General features: G+C 62.5%; 22 protein-coding genes. 17 read left to right on the forward strand and 5 right to left on the reverse strand.

Annotated features, from left to right (window positions below; translation table 11 throughout):
* Positions 1 to 121: 121 nt before the first annotated feature.
* From hemL to ACZ415_RS04745, 4 genes are read right to left on the reverse strand one after another with little or no spacing between them, the layout of a single operon-like run.
* Positions 122 to 1,405 carry a glutamate-1-semialdehyde 2,1-aminomutase gene (gene hemL / locus ACZ415_RS04730; RefSeq protein ID WP_344701826.1) on the reverse strand — a complete coding sequence of 428 codons (1,284 nt, stop codon included), beginning with the start codon at positions 1,403 to 1,405 and terminating at the stop codon, positions 122 to 124.
* Positions 1,402 to 2,244 (reverse strand): bifunctional hydroxymethylpyrimidine kinase/phosphomethylpyrimidine kinase, encoded by an 843-nt coding sequence (gene thiD, locus ACZ415_RS04735; RefSeq protein WP_344701828.1) that lies wholly within the window; start codon positions 2,242 to 2,244, stop codon positions 1,402 to 1,404. Before thiD ends, hemL begins: the two co-directional genes overlap by 4 nt.
* Complete coding sequence (hemJ, locus tag ACZ415_RS04740; RefSeq protein WP_344701830.1) at positions 2,244 to 2,675, reverse strand: protoporphyrinogen oxidase HemJ; 432 nt, start codon at positions 2,673 to 2,675, stop codon at positions 2,244 to 2,246. Before hemJ ends, thiD begins: the two co-directional genes overlap by 1 nt.
* A gap of 37 nt (positions 2,676 to 2,712) precedes the next feature.
* Complete coding sequence (locus ACZ415_RS04745; protein ID WP_344701832.1) at positions 2,713 to 4,515, reverse strand: chloride channel protein; 1,803 nt, start codon at positions 4,513 to 4,515, stop codon at positions 2,713 to 2,715.
* Between the two features lie 125 nt (positions 4,516 to 4,640).
* Here ACZ415_RS04745 and argC point away from each other — a divergent pair, with 125 nt between their 5' ends.
* The 5 genes from argC (at position 4,641) to ACZ415_RS04770 (ending at position 8,750) form a co-directional block, all read left to right on the forward strand.
* The gene (argC, locus tag ACZ415_RS04750; RefSeq protein WP_344701834.1) at positions 4,641 to 5,678 is read left to right on the forward strand and encodes an N-acetyl-gamma-glutamyl-phosphate reductase; all 1,038 of its coding nucleotides are present in this window, start codon (positions 4,641 to 4,643) and stop codon (positions 5,676 to 5,678) included.
* A 113-nt stretch (positions 5,679 to 5,791) separates the two neighbouring features.
* The gene (erpA, locus tag ACZ415_RS04755; protein ID WP_344701836.1) at positions 5,792 to 6,145 is read left to right on the forward strand and encodes an iron-sulfur cluster insertion protein ErpA; all 354 of its coding nucleotides are present in this window, start codon (positions 5,792 to 5,794) and stop codon (positions 6,143 to 6,145) included.
* Positions 6,146 to 6,337: 192 nt separating this feature from the next.
* The gene (locus ACZ415_RS04760) at positions 6,338 to 7,159 is read left to right on the forward strand and encodes a transporter substrate-binding domain-containing protein (protein WP_344701838.1); all 822 of its coding nucleotides are present in this window, start codon (positions 6,338 to 6,340) and stop codon (positions 7,157 to 7,159) included.
* A gap of 124 nt (positions 7,160 to 7,283) precedes the next feature.
* Positions 7,284 to 7,955, forward strand: coding sequence for an amino acid ABC transporter permease (locus tag ACZ415_RS04765; RefSeq protein WP_344701839.1), 672 nt, complete (start codon positions 7,284 to 7,286; stop codon positions 7,953 to 7,955).
* A gap of 9 nt (positions 7,956 to 7,964) precedes the next feature.
* Positions 7,965 to 8,750 carry an amino acid ABC transporter ATP-binding protein gene (locus ACZ415_RS04770; RefSeq protein ID WP_344701840.1) on the forward strand — a complete coding sequence of 262 codons (786 nt, stop codon included), beginning with the start codon at positions 7,965 to 7,967 and terminating at the stop codon, positions 8,748 to 8,750.
* 9 nt (positions 8,751 to 8,759) lie between these two features.
* Here ACZ415_RS04770 and ACZ415_RS04775 read toward each other — a convergent pair whose 3' ends face one another.
* The gene (locus ACZ415_RS04775; RefSeq protein WP_344701842.1) at positions 8,760 to 9,446 is read right to left on the reverse strand and encodes an SDR family oxidoreductase; all 687 of its coding nucleotides are present in this window, start codon (positions 9,444 to 9,446) and stop codon (positions 8,760 to 8,762) included.
* Positions 9,447 to 10,135: 689 nt separating this feature from the next.
* Between ACZ415_RS04775 and mnmG the strand changes: the two genes are divergently transcribed.
* The 12 genes from mnmG to atpD all read left to right on the forward strand — a co-directional run bounded on the left by mnmG (position 10,136) and on the right by atpD (position 21,294).
* Complete coding sequence (gene mnmG / locus ACZ415_RS04780; RefSeq protein ID WP_344701844.1) at positions 10,136 to 12,055, forward strand: tRNA uridine-5-carboxymethylaminomethyl(34) synthesis enzyme MnmG; 1,920 nt, start codon at positions 10,136 to 10,138, stop codon at positions 12,053 to 12,055.
* Positions 12,052 to 12,732, forward strand: coding sequence for a 16S rRNA (guanine(527)-N(7))-methyltransferase RsmG (gene rsmG, locus ACZ415_RS04785; RefSeq protein ID WP_344701846.1), 681 nt, complete (start codon positions 12,052 to 12,054; stop codon positions 12,730 to 12,732). The genes mnmG and rsmG overlap by 4 nt, the downstream gene beginning before the upstream one ends.
* Entirely contained in the window at positions 12,733 to 13,500 is a 768-nt protein-coding gene (locus ACZ415_RS04790) for a ParA family protein (protein ID WP_344701848.1), read from the forward strand.
* Between the two features lie 71 nt (positions 13,501 to 13,571).
* A complete protein-coding gene (locus ACZ415_RS04795) occupies positions 13,572 to 14,501 on the forward strand; it encodes a ParB/RepB/Spo0J family partition protein (protein ID WP_344701850.1) in 930 nt (309 codons plus the stop codon).
* Between the two features lie 205 nt (positions 14,502 to 14,706).
* Positions 14,707 to 15,114, forward strand: a complete 408-nt coding sequence (locus ACZ415_RS04800) for an ATP synthase subunit I (RefSeq protein ID WP_344701852.1) — start codon at positions 14,707 to 14,709, stop codon at positions 15,112 to 15,114.
* Positions 15,115 to 15,118: 4 nt separating this feature from the next.
* Positions 15,119 to 15,946: a F0F1 ATP synthase subunit A gene (atpB, locus tag ACZ415_RS04805; protein WP_344701854.1), complete on the forward strand. Its 828-nt coding sequence runs from the start codon at positions 15,119 to 15,121 to the stop codon at positions 15,944 to 15,946.
* Positions 15,947 to 15,997: 51 nt separating this feature from the next.
* Entirely contained in the window at positions 15,998 to 16,225 is a 228-nt protein-coding gene (atpE, locus tag ACZ415_RS04810; protein WP_344701855.1) for a F0F1 ATP synthase subunit C, read from the forward strand.
* Positions 16,226 to 16,301: 76 nt separating this feature from the next.
* Positions 16,302 to 16,772 carry a F0F1 ATP synthase subunit B gene (locus ACZ415_RS04815; RefSeq protein WP_344701856.1) on the forward strand — a complete coding sequence of 157 codons (471 nt, stop codon included), beginning with the start codon at positions 16,302 to 16,304 and terminating at the stop codon, positions 16,770 to 16,772.
* 11 nt (positions 16,773 to 16,783) lie between these two features.
* On the forward strand, positions 16,784 to 17,335 hold the full coding sequence (locus tag ACZ415_RS04820) for a F0F1 ATP synthase subunit delta (protein WP_344701857.1): 552 nt from the start codon (positions 16,784 to 16,786) through the stop codon (positions 17,333 to 17,335).
* A gap of 16 nt (positions 17,336 to 17,351) precedes the next feature.
* Entirely contained in the window at positions 17,352 to 18,896 is a 1,545-nt protein-coding gene (gene atpA / locus ACZ415_RS04825) for a F0F1 ATP synthase subunit alpha (RefSeq protein ID WP_344701859.1), read from the forward strand.
* A gap of 69 nt (positions 18,897 to 18,965) precedes the next feature.
* Positions 18,966 to 19,850: a F0F1 ATP synthase subunit gamma gene (gene atpG, locus ACZ415_RS04830; RefSeq protein ID WP_344701861.1), complete on the forward strand. Its 885-nt coding sequence runs from the start codon at positions 18,966 to 18,968 to the stop codon at positions 19,848 to 19,850.
* Between the two features lie 64 nt (positions 19,851 to 19,914).
* Positions 19,915 to 21,294: a F0F1 ATP synthase subunit beta gene (atpD, locus tag ACZ415_RS04835; RefSeq protein ID WP_344701863.1), complete on the forward strand. Its 1,380-nt coding sequence runs from the start codon at positions 19,915 to 19,917 to the stop codon at positions 21,292 to 21,294.
* The last annotated feature ends 11 nt before the right edge of the window (positions 21,295 to 21,305 follow it).

Genomic DNA, 21,305 nt, shown 5'->3' on the forward strand with positions numbered 1-21,305 from the left:
ACGCAGCATGGAAACCTCCGGTGGCGTGTCACAACGCAAAGAAGCCGCCTATAGGCGGCTTCTTCAGTATAGCCCACAAGTGTAACACTTGGTTACATCAGGCGGACACGGTAGGCCGTGCTTACGCCATGCCGGCAAACACCCGTTCGGCGGCGTCCAGCGTGTGCTGGATGTCCTCAGCGGTATGGGCGCTGGACATAAAGCCGGCCTCGAACGCCGACGGCGCCAGGTACACGCCTTCATCGAGCATGCCGGTAAAGAAGCGGCGGAAGGCTTCCGGGTCGCAGGCGGTGGCCTGGGCGAAGTTGTCCACGCGGCTCTGCGCGGTGAAAAACAGCCCAAACATGCCGCCGGCCCACTGCGCTACCATCGGCACGCCGGCGGCGTCGGCGCGTTCCTTGAGGCCGGTGCACAGCGTCTCGACCCGCTGGGTCAGCGCGTCGTGGAAGCCCGGCACCTGAAGCTTGTTCAAAAGCGTGGTGCCGGCGGCCATGGCCAGCGGATTGCCCGAGAGCGTACCGGCATGGTAGACCGGCCCCAGCGGCGAGATCTGCTCCATGATCTCGCGGCTGCCGCCGAATGCGCCCACCGGCATGCCGCCGCCGACGATCTTGCCCAAACAGGTCAGATCCGGCGTCACGCCGTAGTGTGCCTGGGCCCCGCCCATGGCCACGCGAAAGCCGGTCATCACCTCGTCAAAAATCAGCAGGCTGCCGTGCTCGCTGCATACCCGGCGCAGGGTGTCGAGAAATTCCGGGCGTGAAGGAATGCAGTTCATATTGCCCGCTACCGGCTCGACGATAATGCAGGCCACCTGGTCGCCGATTTCGTCAAAGCAGGCTTCCACGCCGTCCGGGTCGTTAAACGAAAGCGTCACGGTGTGCTCGGCCAGCGAAGCGGGCACCCCGGGTGAGTTGGGCACGCCGTGGGTCAGCGCACCGGAGCCGGCCTTGACCAAAAGCGAGTCGGAGTGGCCGTGGTAGTTGCCTTCGAACTTGACGATCTTGTCACGGCCGGTGTAGCCCCGCGCCAGGCGAATGGCCGACATGGTGGCCTCGGTGCCGGAGCTGGTCATGCGCACCATGTCCATGCTGGGGATCATCTCGCAGATCAGATCCGCCATGGTGGTTTCGATTTCGGTGGGGGCGCCAAACGACAGGCCGTTGTCCAGCCGGGCGCGCACCGCGGCCAGCACGTCGCGGTCGGCGTGGCCGGTGACCATCGGCCCCCAGGAGCCTACGTAGTCCACGTAGCGGTTGCCTTCCACGTCGAACAGATACGCGTTTTGGGCGCGCTCAATGAACACCGGCGGGCGGTGCATCCCCTTGAAGGCGCGTACCGGCGAGTTGATGCCGCCGGGAATGTGGCGGTTGGCGCGTTCAAACAGTTCAGCGGAAGTGGTCATGGCATCCTCTTTGTCGCAGGTAAGTGGCAATGAGCAAAAAAGCGGTTGGGCAGATGCTGGCCGTGCGCCGGCCGGTAGCCGTGGGACAGGCTCTGCCAGGTAAAGTGCTGGGCCTGCTCGCAGGCCGTGACCAGCGCATCGCCGGCGGCCAGGCGAGCGGCCAGCGCTGCCGCCAGCGTACAGCCCGAGCCGTGATACGTCGCCGCCAGGCGCGGCCAGTGCCACTGACGGGCGCTTTCCGGGGTGTGCAGCGTGTGGGTCACCGTTTGCTCGCCGTGCGCCAGCGGGGTGTCGGTGCCGGTGACCAGCACGCCCTGGCAGCCCGCAGACAGCAGCGCCACGGCGCGCTCGGTATCGTTTGCGCCGGCCTGCTCCGGGGTCAGCCGGGCAAGCTCGTGGCGGTTGGGGGTCACAATATCGGCATGCCCGATCAGCGTATCCACAAACCGCCGGCACAGTTCGGGTGTGGATAACTCCGCGCCGCCGCCGGCCCTGAGCACCGGGTCGATCACCACCGGCACGCCGGGAAAGCGGCGCACGATCTGCACCGCAGCGTCGGTGGTAGCGGCGTCGGCCAGCAGGCCGATCTTGATCGCCGCTACGGGGATATCCGCAAGCGCCTCGACGGCGGCCAGCATCGTGTCGGGGTCGGCGGGGATCACCCGGCGCACATCGTCGCAGCTTTGCACGGTCAGCGCGGTAGGGACGGTCAGCGCCCAGCCGCCGTTGGCCGCCACGGCTTCGCTGTCGGCGATAAGCCCCGCGCCGCCGGTAGGGTCGTGGCCTGCGAGCACCAGTACCGCCGCCGGAAGCGGCTCATTGAGCAATGACGTCGCCATTAAAAAGGCTTCACCACGACGAAAATCATAATGGCAATCAGCGCCAGCACCGGCAGCTCGTTAAACCAGCGGAAGAACACGTGGCGCTTTGTGCAGCGATCCTCGGCGAACTGCTTGAGATAGATCAGGCAGACGTGATGGTAGGCAATCAACAGCACCACAAACAACAGCTTAGCGTGCATCCAGCCCTGGCTGAGCCAGCCGGGCGCCAGCGCCAGCAGAATGCCGCCCAGCACGACAACCGCGATCATCGACGGTGTCATGATGCCGCGATACAGCTTGCGCTCCATGACCTTGAAACGCGCGATGCTCTCGTGCTCGCCGCTATCCCGGGCCATGGCGTGATACACGTACAAACGCGGCAGATAAAACAGCGCGGCAAACCAGGTCACCACAGCCATCAGGTGGAATGCTTTCACCCATAGATACATAACAGCTCCTTGTACAGCGGACGGACCGACAAACGCCTCAGGGGCCACGCTCGGGGCTGCGGCTTTCGGGAATGTGGTCGGTATAGCGGTAATAACGCTCGACGGCGCCACGGGTGATGATACCCGAAATTCGCTTTTGCTTATGCCGATAGCCGTGCACTACGTAAAGCGCGCCCAGCGTCTCGTTTTGCAAGGCCAGAAACGCCTCGGACAGCGTGGCCTGCAAGTTGATCGGTGCAAGTTCCAGGCGCTGGCCGGGAATTTCCAGCAGATCAACGTGCTGATAGCCGCGGTGCCCTTCATTGATGGGCGTTTCATGTTCCAGCAGCCAGCGTGCCAGCGCCGAGCCTTTCAGCGCCAGCGGCGGTTTGTCATCCTTGGCGCGCTCGATCACCAGCCACACCGGGTTGGTCGTCAGCAGCTTGCGCGCCTCGGCCGGCGTTACCGTCCGCTGGCTGCGCACCAGATTACGCTCCATGACCGCCGGCACCGACACCCGCGACAGCGCCTGCATCAGCGGGTGCTGCAGCGGATGGCGGCTGCCCTGACGGGCCTGGTTGAAAAAGCCCTTGCTGCCGGTCAGCTGGCGGGTGGTCAAACAGGCCACCACAACGCTGAGCATGCCCGGCAGCATCATGTTGGGCGTATGGGTCAGCTCCAGCAGCGCCATCAGCGCGGCCAGCGGGGCCTGCAAAATCGCCCCCATCATGGCGGCCATGCCCAGCATGGCGTAAATCGTCGGGCTGGCAGAGGCATTGGGCATCAGCTGAGCCCCCAGCACGCCGAACAGGGCCCCGGCCGCGCCGCCGGCCACCAGAATCGGCCCGATGATGCTCACCGGAATGCCGCAGGCCACGGTAACCGCCGTCAGCAACAGCTTGCCCACAGCCACGGCCAGCAGCACATCAACGGCCAAATGCGCGCCGAACGTCAGCCCCAGCGTATCGTAGCCCATGCCCTGCACTTGAGGATAAAACCAGGCCGTGCCGCCCAGCAGCACGCCCACCGCAATGCAGCGCACGGTCAAGGAAAAATGCGCCAGCCGCTCGGACAGCCGGGCCAGCTGCAAAAAGCCGGCGGCCAGTATGCCGATGCCCAGCGCGCTGATTACAATCCAGGGCAGGTTGGCAAAAGCGCCCAGCGCAAGATCGCTGACCTGAAAGGGACGCTCAAAGCCGAACACCAGCTGGGCGATCAAACCGCTGACCGTAGACGCCAAAATCACCGGCATAAATCCGGTGATGGTGTATTCCATCATCACCACTTCCATGGCGAAGATGACCCCGGCAATGGGCGTATTAAACGATGCCGAAATGCCCGCCGCCGTGCCGCAGGCCACCAGCACCCGCAGGCTGTTGTGGGGCAGGCGCATATATTGCCCGAGCCCGCTGGCCGCCGCGGCTCCCAGATGAATCGCCGGCCCTTCCCGGCCGGCAGACAGCCCGCCGAGCACCGACACAAGCCCTACCCACCATTGAGTGAACCAGTTTCCCCGAGGAAAACGCCCCTGGTGGTAGCTCAGCCGCTCGATTACATGCGCCACGCCGATCTTGCGCGCCGACGGCGACAAGCGCCCAAGCCACAGGCCGATGAGCGCCACGGCGATCAGCGGCAGCAGCGCTCGTCCCCAAGGGGCCAGCTGCTCAAAGGCTTCGGGATTGCCTTCGGGCATATAAAGCGTGGCGCCCAGACTCAGCAAAAAGCGAAAGGCCACCATCAGCGCGCCGGTCATCACCCCGGACACCAGGCCCAGCACGCAAAGCTGGGGCAGCGCATCCACGTTGGCGAGCTGGCGCCGGAAGCGCTCAAGAGTCAATAAGGAGCGAAATACGCGTGCCACGCCAGAGGTGTCCTTGTAGTGTTTTTGCGGTTGTACGCTTTACCATGATGTTCACTCTATTGTGTATCATAGGCGCATCAACTTCGACAGTCCGGCGCTTCAAGGCGCCCGTGAAGGAGTCAAACGTGATCAAGGTTGGCATTGTAGGCGGTACCGGCTATACGGGCGTGGAGCTTCTGCGCCTGCTGGCCCAGCACCCCGAGGTTAGCGTCGAGGCCATCACTTCGCGCTCTGAGGCAGGGAAAAACGTCACCGCGATGTATCCCAATCTGCGCGGCTACTACGACCGTCTGGCCTTCACCGCGCCCGACGCCAAGCAGCTGGGCGACATGGACGCGGTATTTTTCGCCACGCCCCACGGCGTGGCCCATGCTCTTGCCGGCGAGCTGCTCGAATGCGGCACCCGAGTGATCGACCTCTCGGCGGATTTCCGCCTGCGCGACGTTGCCGAATGGGAAGCCTGGTACGGCCAGACCCACGGCGCCCCGGCGCTGCTGGAAGAAGCCGTTTACGGCCTGCCCGAAGTCAACCGCGAGGCGATCAAGCGCGCCCGCCTGATTGCCGTGCCCGGCTGCTACCCCACCGCCGTACAGCTAGGCTTTTTGCCGCTGCTGAAGGCCGGCATGATCGATCCCGGCCAGCTGATCGCCGACTGCAAGACCGGCGTCACCGGTGCCGGGCGCGGCGCCAAGGTGGGCTCGCTTCTGGCCGAGGCCAGCGAGTCGCTCAAGGCCTACGCCGCCGGCGGCCACCGCCATCTGCCGGAAATTCGCCAGGGGCTGGTTGCCGCACACAATGGCGAGATCAACCTGACGTTTATTCCCCATCTGACGCCGATGATTCGCGGCATTCACGCCACGCTCTACGGCCAGCTTATCGCCGAGCCGGAGGCCGATCTTCAGACGCTGTTCGAGCACTGTTACGCTGACGAGCCGTTCGTCGATGTGATGCCCCCCGGCAGCCATCCGGAAACCCGCAGCGTCAAGGGCAACAATACCTGCCGGCTGGCCGTGCACCGCCCGGAAGGTAGCAATACCGTGGTGGTGCTGTCGGTGATTGATAATCTGGTCAAGGGCGCATCCGGCCAGGCCGTTCAAAACCTCAACCTGATGTTTGGCCGAGACGAAACCCTGGGCCTTGCCGCCCCGGCGCTGATGCCCTGACCGCCGGCGCCCCGGCAGACGTTGACCCTTTTGCCAAGGGATATCCATAATGGCGGCAATAACCGTTGAGCGGTTGTTGACTTTGATTTCCTCTCACGCTTGCGGAGATAACCATGAGCAGCGCCGAATCTTTTGTCCCCACTCCGCTGCTGCTTTCCGACAGCGCTCGTATACGCCTCAAGGCGCTGATGGAAGAGCAGAGCAATCAAGCACCCAGGCTGCGCGTCTACGTGACCGGCGGCGGCTGCTCGGGCTTTCAGTACGGCTTTGACTTTGCCGACCGGCTCGCCGACGACGACACCGTCATCGACTTTGGCGATGCGACCCTGGTAGTGGATCCGCTGTCCTACCAGTATCTGGTCGGCTCTACCGTGGACTATGAAGAAGGCCTGGCCGGGGCACGTTTTCGCGTACAAAACCCCAACGCCAGCTCCACCTGCGGCTGCGGCGCCTCCTTTATGGTGTAACGTAATCCTGCCCCGTCGCCGCTTCTATCAAGCACTCAACGTCTGGCCCCGTCAGCGCCAATAAACTTGACGCTCCAGCGGTTTCTCGCCAAGGTTATCCCGTCCAGTCGCTAAAAAAACCAACAACAGCCGTGGTCGCACGCGGGTTTTCCGGCGGTGCGCCACAGGCACTTCCATGACGGGGTTACGACAATGCTGAACAAAAAACTGAGCGCCATCGCCCACCAGGCCATCGGCCATACGCCGCTGGCATCCGCTGTGCTGGCGGCTGTCTTGGCCGCAGGTCTTGGCAGTGCCGGCATCGCCGCCGCCCAAGAACAGGACAAGCCCAGCGTCAACGTGGCCACCGACCCAAGCTTTGTCCCCTTCGAAATGTTGGATTCCGAAACCAACGAGATGGTCGGCTTTGACATGGACATCATCAACGAAGTCGCCGACCGCGCCGGCTTCGAGGTCAACCTGACCACCATGAAGTTCTCCGGCATCATCCCCGCGGTGCAGACCGGCAGCCAGGAAATCGCCATTGCCGGCACCACCATCACCGACAAGCGTGCCAGGGTCGTGGACTTCTCCGACCCCTACTACGACTCCGGCCTGCGCCTGATGGTCCGCGAAGGCAACGACGACATCCAAACGCTGGAAGACCTCGAAGGCAAAGCGGTAGCCACCAAGATCGGCTCTACCAGCTACGACTACCTTCAGGAAAATCTGGGCGACAGCGCCGAGATTACGCCCTACCCCGGCACCTCCGACATGTACATGGCACTTCTTGGCCGCAACGTCGACGCCACCTTTTATGATGCGCCCAACGTCGCCTATTTTGCCCAGACCCAGGGCGAAGGCCGCGCCAAGGTCGTCGGTCCGCTGTACGAAGGCCAGCAGTACGGCATCGTTTTCCACAAGGGCAGCCGGTGGCTCAAACCCGCTAACGAAGCGCTCGCCGCGATGAAAGAAGACGGTACCTACGACGAAATCTACCGCAAATGGTTCGGTAAAGCCCCCAGCGCCGAGTAACCCGGCGCGCTATCTGTGATTTCTTGTCAGCCAAGAGGTTGATCAGGGCCGGTGGGCGTCGCTCCCGGCCCTGCGTCATTTCTTCGCTTTGGTTTATGTATCGTCCCTTCTCAGGAGATTCGACGTGGACGTCACCTTCAATTTTGATTGGGCAGCGGCGCTCGCCTCGATTCCCCACCTGCTGCCCGGGATCCCCTGGACGCTTCTGATTTCGTTCGGCGGGCTTGCCGTCGGCTTTGTTATCGGCATTGTGTTCGGGCTGATGCGCATCAGCCCGCTGCGCTGGATGCGCTGGCTGGCCGTTGTCTATATCGAAGTGTTTCGCGGCACGCCGATTCTGGTGCAGGTATTGTTCATCTTCTACGGCCTGCCCCAGCTGCTGGGCGGGCCCATCGATGCGCTCACCGCCGGCATTGCCGCGATCGCGGTGAACTCCGGTGCGTATATTTCCGAAATCGTGCGCGGCGGGGTGCAGTCCATCGCCCGGGGCCAGCGCGAAGCGGCGCTGTCGCTGGGTTTATCGTCGCGCCAGGCGTTTCGCTATGTGATCTGGCCCCAGGCGCTGCGCCGCATGATCCCGCCGCTGGGCAACCAGGCGATCATCAGCATCAAGGATACGTCGCTGTTTTCAGTGATCGGCGTCGGTGAACTGGTCCGCCAGGGGCAGATCTACATTGCCACGACCTTCACCGCCATGGAGGTCTATTTCATGGTGGCGCTTTTGTATCTGGCGATCACCTGGACGCTTTCCATCGTGCTCGCCCAGCTTGAACGCCGCGGCCTGGCCGGAGAATAAGGACAACCCATGAACGCAACGACACAATCCGCTCAGCCAGCTCAAAACGCACGGCCCATCGTGCGCATGGACAAGCTCAACAAGCATTTCGGCAGTTTGCACGTGCTCAAGGATATCAACCTTGAGATTACCCAAGGCGAGGTCGTGGTGGTGATCGGCGCCAGCGGTTCGGGAAAGTCCACGCTGATTCGCTGTATCAACGGGCTGGAAGAGTTTCAGCAAGGGACGCTGGACGTGGCCGGCAAGACGCTGCTCCCCCACGGCAAAGGCGGACAGGCACTGCAGAAAATCCGCACGGAAGTGGGCATGGTGTTTCAACAGTTCAACCTGTTTCCCCATCTCAGCGTGCGCGACAACGTCACGCTAGCGCCGGTGAGCGTGCGCGGGCTCGGGCGCGAGCAGGCGCGGGACAGCGCAATCCGACTGCTGACCCGGGTGGGCATCGAAGATCAGGCCGACAAGTACCCGGCACAGCTTTCCGGCGGCCAGCAGCAGCGCGTGGCGCTGGCCCGGGCGCTGGCCATGGAGCCACGGTTGATGCTGTTTGACGAGCCCACCTCGGCGCTGGACCCGGAGATGATCGGCGAGGTGCTCGACGCCATGCGCGAGCTGGCCCGGGAAGGCATGACCATGGTGATCGTCACCCATGAGATGGGCTTTGCCCGGGAGGTCGCCGACCGCGTGATTTACATCCACCAGGGCGAAATCACCGAGCAGGGCCCGCCGGAGCAGCTGTTCGACGCGCCGCAGCACGCGCGCACCCGAAGCTTTCTGGCTCGGGTGCTCAAGCACTAGCTGCGAGCGTTATTCAACGGCCGGCGTGGGGCGTACCAGGATTTCGTTGACGTCTACATGGGCGGGCTGCTCCAGGGCGTACAGCGCCGCGTTGGCAATATCTTCATCTTTCATGGCGTGGTCCGGACGCTCATCAAAGAAGGGCGTGTCCACCATGCCGGGCTCAATGAGGGTGACGCGAATCCCCGTACCGCGCAGCTCTTCGCGCAGATTGTAGCCAATGCCGGTCACCGCCCATTTGCTGGCGCTGTACATGGAGCCGGGAATGGTCGCGCGCCCGGCGGCGGAGCCGGTCAGCAGCACGTGCCCCCGGCTTTCCCTGAGAGCCGGCAGCGTTGCCTGCAGCGTCAAACCGACGCCGTAGACGTTGGTCAGCAGCATGTCTTTCCACTGCTCGTGATCCGCCTCGCTGAAGCCGCCGGGCGAGCCGCCGCGACCGGCGTTGGCGAATACCGCATCGATACGACCAAAGCGCGCCAGCGCCTGCTCGACCAGGGCCTGCTGGTCGGGCATTGACGTGACGTCACAGCCTATTGTCATGACGCTGTCTTCGCCGAGTTCTTCAGCGAGGGCCGTCAGCTTATCGTGGCGGCGCGCTGCCAGCACCAGCTTGTAGCCCTTGTCCGCCGCGGCGCGGGCGGTGGCAGCGCCGATGCCGCTGGAGGCACCGGTAATCAGCAATACACGTTCTTCCATACCGAACTCCTCGTTGCGTGATAAAGCAGCGTTGCGTGATTGAACAATGCAGCTTCCCAGACTAACGCTGCCTGCCGTGCAGCCTCAAGCCGACCGTGCCCTGCGCGCTTTTTGCTCTCCTGATTCCCCGTGGCGGCGCTTTACTTTGGCACATTCGCCTGGCGTTTGAGCGGTCGCAAGGCCGATTTTTGCCTGTGGATATCATTTTTTGTTTGTGCCTTCCGTTTTTCCTGCCAAGCCGCGCCGTCAGCGGCTTTCGCAACGAAAACTGCCGGCTGTTGGCCCTGTTGATAACCGTGTGCATAAAGGCGGTATACATCGGTGAATAACTTGTTGCTAACACCGCCTGTGGATAAGCAGGCTGTTTATCCACCGGCCGTCCACTGCTCATGCACGCCTTTCCAACAGTTTGCCCACCGCTTTGCCAACAGACTAGATAGCTGATTTTTTAATGAAAAAATGAGTTTTCCACAGAAAACGTCAACCCCAATAATTACAACAACAACAGAACTTCTATTATTTAATTGATTTGTTATTAACTCAGCAGAGAACAGGCAAACCCGGTGTGGAAAAACCTGACGGTTACCCACAGGAGGTTTATACTGCCCGGCTGAACAACCGCGGCGCGTCTGCGCTGTGCTCTTGAATACCCACTGCCATCGGTGCCGAGCGCACAAACGAGGTGTCTTTTGAACTATCCCGACCGCTTTGACGTCATCGTCATCGGCGGTGGCCATGCGGGAACCGAAGCCGCACTGGCCTCCGCTCGCATGGGCTGTCAGACATTGCTGTTGACCCATAACATCGAAACCCTGGGCCAGATGTCGTGTAACCCCGCCATCGGCGGCATCGGCAAAAGCCATCTGGTCAAGGAAATCGACGCCCTGGGCGGCGCCATGGGGCTGGCAACGGACAAAGGCGGCATCCAGTTTCGCGTGCTCAACGCACGCAAAGGACCGGCCGTACGCGCCACGCGTGCCCAGGCCGACCGCGTACGCTACAAAAGTGCGATTCGCACGATGCTGGAAAACCAGCCCAACCTGACGATTTTCCAACAGGCCGCGGGCGATCTGATCGTCGACGGTGATACCGTGCGCGGTGCGGTGACCGAAACCGGCATTCGCTTTCACGCCGACGCCGTGGTGCTGTGCACCGGCACTTTCCTGGGCGGGGTTATCCACATCGGCCTGGATAAAACCCTGGGCGGCCGCGCCGGTGACGCGCCGTCCAACGCCCTGGCCGAGCGCCTGCGCGCGCTGCCGTTTCGGGTCGACCGGCTGAAAACCGGCACGCCGCCGCGCATTGACGCCAAAACCGTGGATTTCTCGAAGCTGGCCGAACAGCCCGGTGACAACCCCCGCCCGGTGATGTCCTACATGGGCCGCCGCGAAATGCATCCGCGCCAGATGAGCTGTCATATCGCTCACACCAATGCGCGCACCCATGCCATCATTCGCCAGAATCTCGACCGCTCGCCGATGTATTCCGGCAGCATCGAGGGCGTCGGCCCGCGCTACTGCCCGTCGATCGAAGACAAGGTTGACCGCTTCGCCGACAAGGACAGCCACCAGATTTTCATCGAGCCCGAAGGGCTGGACACCCACGAGCTCTACCCCAACGGGATTTCCACCTCGCTGCCGTTCGACGTGCAGCTGGAGGTCGTGCGCTCCATCGAAGGGCTGGAGAACGCGCACATCACCCGGCCCGGCTACGCCATCGAATACGACTTTTTCGACCCGCGAGACCTCAAGCACTCGCTGGAAACCCGATTTATCCACAGCCTGTTTTTTGCCGGCCAGATCAACGGCACCACCGGCTACGAAGAGGCCGGCGCCCAGGGGCTTTTGGCCGGGGTCAACGCAGCCCGCCGCGCCAAAGGGCTGGACGCCTGGTGGCCGCGGCGGGACGAGGCGTATCTGGGCGTGCTGGTCGACGATCTCATCACGCTTGGCACCAAAGAGCCCTACCGCATGTTCACTTCTCGGGCGGAATACCGGCTGCTGCTGCGCGAAGACAACGCCGATCTGCGCCTGACCCAAACCGGCCGTGAGCTGGGGCTGGTGGACAACGCACGCTGGCAGGCCTTCACCGACAAGCGCGAGGCCATCGAGCGAGAAAACCAGCGCCTGGCAAGCACCTGGGTACAGCCAAGCTCTGCCGCCGGCCAGCGGCTTGCCGAAACGCTGGGCAAACCCCTGGCCCGAGAATTTACCCTGGCCGCACTGCTCAAGCGCCCGGAGCTGGGCTACGCCGACGTCGCCGCGCTGCCGGGCATCGACGGCGCTCCGATCAGCGACGACACCGTCGCCGAGCAGGTGCAGATCCAGGCCAAGTACCAGGGCTATATCGACCGTCAGCAGGAAGAAATCAACAAGCTCAAGCGCCACGAGGCCACGCCGCTGCCGGCGGATATGGATTACACCCGCGTGGACGGGCTTTCCCACGAGATGCGCCAGAAACTCGGCGAGGCGCGCCCGGCAACGCTGGCTCAGGCGGCGCGCATTGCCGGTGTGACCCCTGCGGCCGTATCAATTTTGCTGATTCATCTGAAAAAGCATCGCCTGCTGCACAGCGCGGAAGTTGGCAAAGAAGAGGTAGCCAACGGATGAGCACGCCAACCGCTTTGCCCGTCCCGGCGCTGACGGCCGGGCTGCCCGAGCACGCGTCAGCCCGTCTGGACGAGGGCTTGAGGCGCCTGGACATTGCCGTGGACGACGTCAAGCGCCGCCGGCTGCTGGGGCTTGTAGCCTTGTTGCACAAGTGGAACCGGGCTTATAACCTCACCGCGGTACGCGACGTTGACGCGATGGTTTCACGCCACGTGCTCGACAGCGCCGCGGTGCTGCCCTTCATCCGCTCCGGGGCGCTGCTTGATGTGGGCGCCGGCCCCGGTTTTCCCGGGCTGGTGCTGGCCGTTTTGCGCCCGGAGCTTGCGGTCACCCTGCTTGACAGCAACGGCAAGAAGGTGCGCTTTCAGCGCCAGGCGATCATGGAGCTGGGGCTTTTAAACGTCACTGCCACCCAGGCCCGCGTCGAGTCGTTTACGGCCGGCGGCTTTGATCAAGTGATCTCCCGGGCCTTTGCCAGCCTGGCGGACTTTATCGCGCTGACGCGCCGGCTGCCGGCACCCGGCGGCGAGTGGCTGGCGATGAAAGGCCCCGGCGCCGACGACGAGCTTGCCGCTTTGCCCGGCGGCGTGGCACTTGCCCGGCGTCATCGGCTCGACGTGCCTTTTATCGACGGCGAACGCCAGCTTTTGATTCTGACCCCGCAAGGAGGGGAATAAGTGAGCCAGATTATTGCCCTGACCAATCAGAAAGGCGGCGTGGGCAAAACCACCTCGGCCGTCAACCTCGCCGCCAGCCTGGCCACGCTTGGACGCCGCGTGCTGCTGGTGGATCTAGACCCTCAGGGGCACGCCAGCATGGGCAGCGGCATTGACAAACACGACCTGGCCACCAGCGTGCTGGACGTGCTGCTGGAAAACGCAAGCGCCCGGGACGCCATCGTCTGCGACTCGCCTGCCGGGTACGACGTGCTGCCGGGCAACGGTGACTTGACCGCCGCCGAAGTCGAGCTTTTGCACTGCGACGAGCGCCAGAGCCGCCTGGCCCGGGCGCTGGCGCCGCTGGCCGAGACCTACGACGTCATCCTTATCGACTGCCCGCCGTCGCTTAACATGCTCACGGTCAACGCCTTGACCGCCGCCGACGGCGTGCTGATTCCGCTGCAGTGCGAGTTCTACGCTCTGGAAGGGCTTTCGGCGCTGCTGGACACCATCGAGCAGATTCAGCAGAGCGTAAATCCCGACCTCGACATTTCAGGGATTCTGCGCACCATGTACGACAAGCGCATGAGCCTGACCCGGGAAGTGGACAGCCAGCTGCGCCGCTATTTTGGTGACCGGCTGCTCAAGGCGACGATTCCGCGCAACGTCAAGGTGGCCGAAGCGCCCAGCCACGGCCTGCCGGTCAGCCACTACGCGCGGTTTTCCCGCGGCAGTCAGGCCTATCGCGTGCTCGCCAAGGAGATGCTGAGCCGCCTGGCGCTGTGACGTTTGCACGCCAGAGATACCCGTGCTTCGCTCAGCGATAGCCACTTTCGGTTGATGACGAGGAAAAGCCAATGACGCGTAAACGCGCGCTGGGGCGCGGGTTGGACGCCCTGATCGGTTCCCACAGCCGCCCGGCCGGCGGTGTAAAACCAGTAGACGATGCCGCGCCCGGCGCCGGCGATCCCGCGTATGCGCGTCAAGACAGCGGCGAAGACGGCGAGCGCCTTGAACGGCTGCCGCTGTGGCAGCTCTCCCGCGGCACGTATCAGCCCCGGCGCGATTTCAACCCGCAAGCCCTGGAAGAGCTGGCCGACTCGATTCGCGCTCAGGGCGTTATGCAGCCGATCGTGGTGCGCGCGGTGGGCGAGCAGCGCTATGAAATCATCGCCGGTGAGCGCCGCTTGCGCGCCGCCCAGCTGGCCGAGCTCGACGTTATTCCCGCCGTTATTCGCGACGTGGACGACGACACGGCACTGGCCCTTGCGCTGATCGAAAATATCCAGCGCGAAAACCTCAACGCCGTGGAAGAAGCGCTGGCGCTCAAGCGTCTAAGCGACGAATTTGCCCTGACCCAGCAGCAAATCGCCGACACCGTAGGCAAATCGCGCACTCAGGTGGCCAACCTGCTGCGCCTTTTGACCCTGGACGGTGAAGTGCAAACCCTGCTGGAGCGCGGCGATCTGGACATGGGCCACGCCCGGGCGCTACTCGGGCTTGCCGGCGGCCAGCAGGTGCGCGTTGCCCGGGACGTCATCAACCGCGACCTGACCGTGCGCGCCACCGAAACGCTGGTGAAAAAACTGGCCGCCAAGGGCGATGCGCCGTCGCAGCCCTCGGCGTCCCGGCCGGCCTCGCCGGACGTGGCGCGGCTGGAAACCACGCTAAGCGAAAAGCTTGGCGCGCCGGTTTCGATCAGGCAGGGGAAAAAGGGCAAGGGCGCGCTGACCATTCGCTATGCGAGCCTGGAAGAACTTGACGGGATTCTCGGACGAATCCAATAGCAGGCTTATTAACTATTCGGCAGGTAACGCCCTTTAACTCTGCCGCTTTGGTAGCAAAATACGCCAATACGGTTGAAAAAGTACCTCGCTCGGTTGAAGGCGGGGAGGGGCTTCCCTATAATCGCGCATGATTTTTGCAGGCTTTGCGTCAGGGCATCTGCGCCCGTGAGACGCAAATCCCAGGCAATACGGCTTTCAGGATTTCATGCAACCAGATCAACACCGGCATCGCCGGCATTACGTTCGCCAGCTGCTCGGTACCCAGGCAGCCACGGCGGCGGTGGCGGGGGCGCTGGGAGGCCTGCTGGCCGGGTCTGGCGGGCTGCTTTCGGCGCTGACAGGCGGTCTGGTGGGTATTGTGCCGCAGGTTTTTTTCATTCTGCGAGCCGGCATGCTGGATCCGCGCCTGCGGGCGTTGCAGGGGGCCCGGCGCCTGATGCGCGCCGAGGCCGGAAAGTTTGGTTTGACGGCGGTGCTTTTCGCTTTGACGTTTATCGCAGTGCCCCCGTCAAACCCCGCTTTCTTCTTTAGTACTTACGTAGCGGTTGTCCTTGCGCACTGGCTGACTCCCTGGCTTCTGCGCCGGCATCGCGTAACTGATCGAGGTAGCTAGCGCCATGGCAGCAGGAAACGTAGTCGCCCCGGCTGAATATATTCAGCACCACTTGCAAAATCTGACGTTCGGACTGCACCCGGAAAACGGCTGGTCGATCGCCGAAAACGCCCAGCAGGCAAGCGACATGGGCTTTTGGGCTATTCATCTGGACACCATGGGCTGGTCCATCGGCATGGGCTTTTTGTTCATCTGGCTGTTTCGCAAGGTAGGCAAGGCCGCCACGACCGGCGTACCCGGCACGCTGCAGAGCATCATTGAAGTCACCTTCGAGTTCATCGAAAACCTGACGCGCTCTACTTTCCACAGCCGAAACCCCATCATCGGCCCGCTGGCGCTGACGCTTTTCGTGTGGATTTTGATGATGAACACGCTGAAAATCATCCCGGTCGACTACTTCCCCGGCGTGTTTGCCAGCCTGGGCGTCGATCAGATGAAAATCGTGCCGACCACCGATATCAACGCCACCTTCGGCATGGCGCTGGGCGTTTTCCTGCTGGTGCTGTACTACAACTTCAAGGTCAAAGGCGCCGGCGGTTTTGCGCGTGAGCTCTCGTTCAAGCCGTTCAACCACTGGGCGCTGGTTCCGTTTAACCTGCTGCTCGAAGTTGTCGCGCTGATGGTGCAGCCGTTCAGCCTGGCCATGCGTCTATTCGGCAACATGTTTGCCGGCGAGGTGATCTTCATCCTGATTGCCATGCTGCCGTTCTGGGCAATCTGGCTGTTGGATGTGCCCTGGGCGATCTTCCATATCCTGATCGTTACCCTGCAGGCCTTCATCTTCACCGTCCTGTCCGTTGTGTATCTCAACGCTGCACACGAACGTCACTAACCGAGCAACACGTTACACCCCTAACCTCACCTAACCGCTAGGAGCACTACCATGGACTTCATCTACCTTTCCGCCGCTATCATCATCGGCCTGGGCGCATTGGCTACCGGCATCGGCTTTGCCCTGCTGGGTGGCAAGCTGATCGAATCCACGGCGCGCCAGCCCGAGCTGGGTAACGATCTGCAGACCAAGACCTTCATCATGGCCGGCCTGCTCGACGCTGTGCCGATGATCGGCGTGGGTATTGCGATGTACCTCATCTTCGTTGTTGCCGGTTAAGACAAGCCAAGCCGAGCGCTAGCCGCTCGGTTTTGCTTCACCCCGGTCGCCACGAACTTGTCAGAGGTACATCCCTGTGAATATCAACATGACGCTAATCGGACAGACGATCGCCTTCGCGATCTTTGTCTGGTTTTGCATAAAGTATGTGTGGCCGCCGATCAGCAATGCGCTTTATCAGCGCCAGAAAAAAATTGCTGATGGTCTGGACGCGGCAAGCCGTGCATCCCGTGATCTGGAAGTCGCTCAGGAACAGGCAGAGCAGACGCTGCGCGAAAGCAAGCAGCAGGCGTCTGAGCTTCTCGAGCAGGCCAATAAGCGCTCTACGCAGATTGTCGAAGACGCCCGCGAAGAGGCCCGTGCCGAAGGCGAGCGCATGATCGCCGGCGCCCGCGCCGCCATCGAGCAGGACGTGCAGCGCGCCCGCGAAGAGCTGCGCAGCCAGGTGGCCGATCTGGCCGTGCTGGGCGCTGAGCGCGTACTGGAAAACGCCGTCGACGAAAAAGCGCACCGCAAGCTGCTTGATGAGCTGGCTGCCGAACTGTAAGGAGGTCAACCATGGCGGAACAATCCACCGTCGCTCGTCCTTACGCCAAGGCAGCGTTTGACTACGCCCGCGATAACGATGCGCTCAAGGCCTGGTCCGATGCGCTGGCGCTGCTGGGCCAGGTCACGTCAGACCGGGAGGCCGGCACTTTGCTGAGCAGCCCGCGCCTGACCGGCGAGCAGAAGGTCGCGTTTCTTGCCGGCCTGCTGCAAGACCGCAAGCTGGCCAAGGGCGCCGGCAAAGCGTTCGAGCGCTTTCTGGCCACCCTGGCCGCACAGCATCGCCTGGGCGCGCTGGGCCCCATTGCCGCGCAGTTCGAACAGCTCTGCGCCGACTATGAACAGCGTATCGACGTAAACGTGACGTCAGCCTTTAAGCTCGATGACAAGCAGCAGAGCGTTTTGCTCAACGCGCTTAAAAAACGTCTGAATCGCGAAATCTCTATTACCACTCAGGTGGACAAGTCGCTGATTGGCGGTGCCATCCTGCGCGCCGGCGATACCGTTATTGACGGCTCGGTGCGCGGTCGACTGAACCGCCTTTCCGAAGCGTTGACCACTTGAGTTTGAGGGACATGGCATGCAGCAACTGAATCCTTCCGAGATCAGCGACATCATCAAGCAGCGTATCGAGAAGCTTGACGTCGCATCCGAAGCCCGTAATCAGGGCACCATCGTCAGCGTCTCCGACGGCATTGTGAAAGTGCACGGCCTCGAAGACGCGATGTTTGGTGAAATGATTGAATTTCCCGGCAGCGTCTACGGCATGGTGCTCAACCTTGAGCGCGACTCCGTGGGCGCTGTAGTGCTGGGCGACTACCTTAAGCTGGAAGAAGGCATGGTTGCCGAGTGCACCGGCCGCATTCTGGAAGTGCCGGTCGGCCCTGAGCTTATTGGCCGGGTGGTCGACGCGCTGGGTAACCCCATCGACGGCAAGGGCGACATCGACACCAAGATGACCGACGCGGTGGAAAAGGTTGCGCCGGGCGTTATCACCCGCGAAGGCGTGGATCAGCCGATCCAGACCGGTTTCAAGGCCATCGACGCCATGGTGCCGATCGGCCGTGGCCAGCGCGAGCTGATCATCGGTGACCGCCAGATCGGTAAATCCGCGATCGCCATCGACGCGATCATCAACCAGAAAGGCACCGGGGTTACCTGCGTCTATGTGGCCATCGGCCAGAAGCAGTCCACCGTTGCCAACATGGTGCGCAAGCTCGAAGAGCACGGCGCGATGGAGCACACCATCATCGTCTGTGCCGGCGCCGCCGATCCGGCTCCCATGCAGTTTCTCGCCGCCTACGCCGGCTGCACCATGGGCGAGTACTTCCGCGACCGCGGCGAAGATGCCCTGATCGTTTACGACGACCTGTCCAAGCAGGCCGTGGCCTACCGTCAGGTATCGCTTTTGCTGCGCCGTCCGCCGGGCCGTGAAGCCTTCCCCGGCGACGTGTTCTATCTCCACTCGCGCCTGCTGGAGCGCGCCGCACGCGTAAACGCCGACTACGTCGAGAAGTTTACAGGCGGTGAAGTCACCGGCAAGACCGGCTCGCTGACCGCGCTGCCGATCATCGAGACCCAGGGCGGCGACGTTTCCGCGTTCGTCCCCACCAACGTGATCTCGATCACCGACGGTCAGATCTTTCTGCAGACGGATCTGTTCAACTCGGGCGTTCGCCCGGCGATCGACGCCGGTCTTTCGGTCTCCCGGGTCGGCGGCTCGGCCCAGACCAAAATCATCAAGAAGCTGGGCGGCGGCGTGCGTCTGGCGCTGGCCCAGTACCGGGAGCTTGCGGCATTCGCCCAGTTCGCCTCGGATCTGGACGAAGCCACGCGCAAGCAGCTGGAGCACGGCCAGCGCGTCACTGAGCTGATGAAGCAAAAGCAGTACGCGCCGATGTCCGTAGCCGAAATGGCGCTTTCGCTGTTTGCCGCCAACGAAGGCCACCTGGAAGACATCGAGGTGGAGAAAGTGCTGGACTTTGAAAGCGCCCTGCACGACTACGCCCGCGCAGAACACGCAGCTCTGCTGGAGCAGATCAACCAGTCCGGCGACTACAACGACGAGACCAAGGACGGCTTGCAAAGCGTGCTTGAGAAGTTCAAGGCCACTCAGACCTGGTAAAGCGTTTGGCTCACCGCTGCGGTGGGCCTGCCTTCTTTTCTGAGAGCCACGAACGAAAGGTAGATCGCTATGGCAGCTGCAAAAGAGATACGCTCCCAGATCGGGAGCATCAAGAATACGCAGAAGATCACCAGCGCCATGGAAATGGTGGCTGCGTCGAAAATGCGTAAAGCGCAAGATCTGATGAAGGCCAGCCAGCCTTACGCCCGGCAGATCCGCAACGTGGTCTCGCACCTGGCGGATGCCAGCCCCGATTACCGTCACGCTTACATGATCCCGCGCGATGACGTAAAGCGCGTCGGCTACATCGTGGTGTCGTCGGATCGCGGCCTGTGCGGCGGGCTGAATACCAACCTGTTCAAGGCCACGGTCAAGGACGCGGGTGCCTGGCGAGACCAGGGCGTAGAGCTTGATTTCTGCGCGCTGGGCAGCAAGGCCGGCCATTTCTTCCACAAGTATGGCGGCAGGCTGGTCGCAGCCAAGAGCGGGCTGGGTGAAGCGCCCCGGGCCGAAAGCCTGGTGGGAAGCGTCAAGGTCATGCTGGAAGCCTACGACGAAGGCCACCTTGATCGCCTGTATGTGGTGCATAACGAGTTTGTTAACACCATGACGCAAAAACCGGTAGTGCGTCAGCTTCTTCCGCTGTCGTCCGAGATGGGCGACGACGAGCAGGACCAGGACAGCGCCCGTCCCCAGAGCTGGGACTACCTGTATGAACCGGATGCCAGGACGTTGCTCGATAGCCTGCTGGTTCGCTTTATCGAATCCCAGGTCTATCAGGCGGTGGTGGAAAACGGTGCCTGCGAGCAGGCGGCGCGCATGATTGCCATGAAAAGCGCCACCGACAACGCCGGCGACCTGGTCGACGATCTGGAGATGGTTTACAACAAGGCCCGTCAGGCCGCCATCACCCAGGAAATTTCCGAAATCGTCGGCGGTGCCGCTGCCGTATAACGCCTCGGAAGGCGCAGCCTTCCGGCACACAGGTTTCATTTGCAGGTTTTAAAGAGGAACCAAGATGAGCGGACGTATCGTACAAATCATCGGCGCGGTGATTGACGTAGAATTCCCGCGGGACTCGGTGCCCAAGGTCTACGACGCGCTGAATATCTCCCAGTCCGAGACCGTTCTGGAAGTTCAGCAGCAGCTGGGCGACGGCGTGGTGCGCACCATCGCCATGGGGACCACCGAAGGGCTCAAGCGCGGGATTGAAGTGAGCAACACCGGCGCTGCCATTTCCGTGCCCGTAGGCGAGGCTACCCTGGGCCGGATCATGAACGTGCTTGGCCAGCCTATCGACGAGGCAGGTGACATCGGCGAAGAAAAGCGCATGCCGATTCACCGCAAGGCCCCGGGCTATGCCGATCAGGCCGCCTCGGAAGAGCTTTTGGAAACCGGCATCAAGGTCATCGACCTGGTGTGCCCGTTTGCCAAGGGCGGCAAGGTCGGCCTGTTCGGCGGCGCCGGCGTGGGCAAGACCGTCAACATGATGGAGCTGATCCGCAACATTGCCACCGAGCACAGCGGCTACTCCGTGTTTGCCGGCGTGGGCGAGCGTACCCGTGAGGGGAACGACTTCTACCACGAGATGACCGAATCCAAGGTGCTCGACAAGGTATCGCTGGTATACGGCCAGATGAACGAGCCGCCGGGCAACCGCCTGCGCGTGGCACTGACCGGTTTGACCATCGCGGAAAACTTCCGTGACGAAGGCCGCGACGTGCTGCTGTTCGTTGACAACATCTACCGCTATACCCTGGCAGGCACCGAGGTTTCGGCGCTGCTCGGGCGGATGCCGTCCGCGGTGGGCTATCAGCCGACGCTGGCCGAGGAAATGGGCGTTCTCCAGGAGCGCATCACCTCGACCAAAGACGGCTCGATCACCTCGGTCCAGGCCGTGTACGTGCCTGCGGATGACCTGACCGACCCCTCGCCTGCGACGACGTTTTCGCACCTCGACGCCACTGTGGTACTGGCGCGCTCGATTGCCGAGCTGGGGATCTACCCGGCCATCGACCCGCTGGATTCCACCTCGCGCCAGCTGGCCCCGGAAGTGGTCGGTGACGAGCACTATCGCGTGGCCCGGGGCGTGCAGGGCGTGCTGCAGCGCTATAAAGAGCTCAAGGATATCATCGCGATTCTGGGCATGGACGAGCTTTCCGACGAAGACAAGCTGGCCGTGTCTCGGGCGCGTAAAATCCAGCGCTTTTTGTCCCAGCCGTTCTTTGTCGCCGAGGTGTTTACCGGGTCACCGGGCACCTACGTGCCGCTGAAAGACACCATTGCCAGCTTCCAGGGCATTCTCAACGGTGACTACGACGAGCTGCCGGAGCAGGCCTTTTACATGGTCGGCACCATCGATGAAGCCGTCGAGAAAGCCAACAAGATGCAGCAGTAATCCCGTCTACC

This window comes from Halomonas cibimaris (assembly GCF_055379665.1).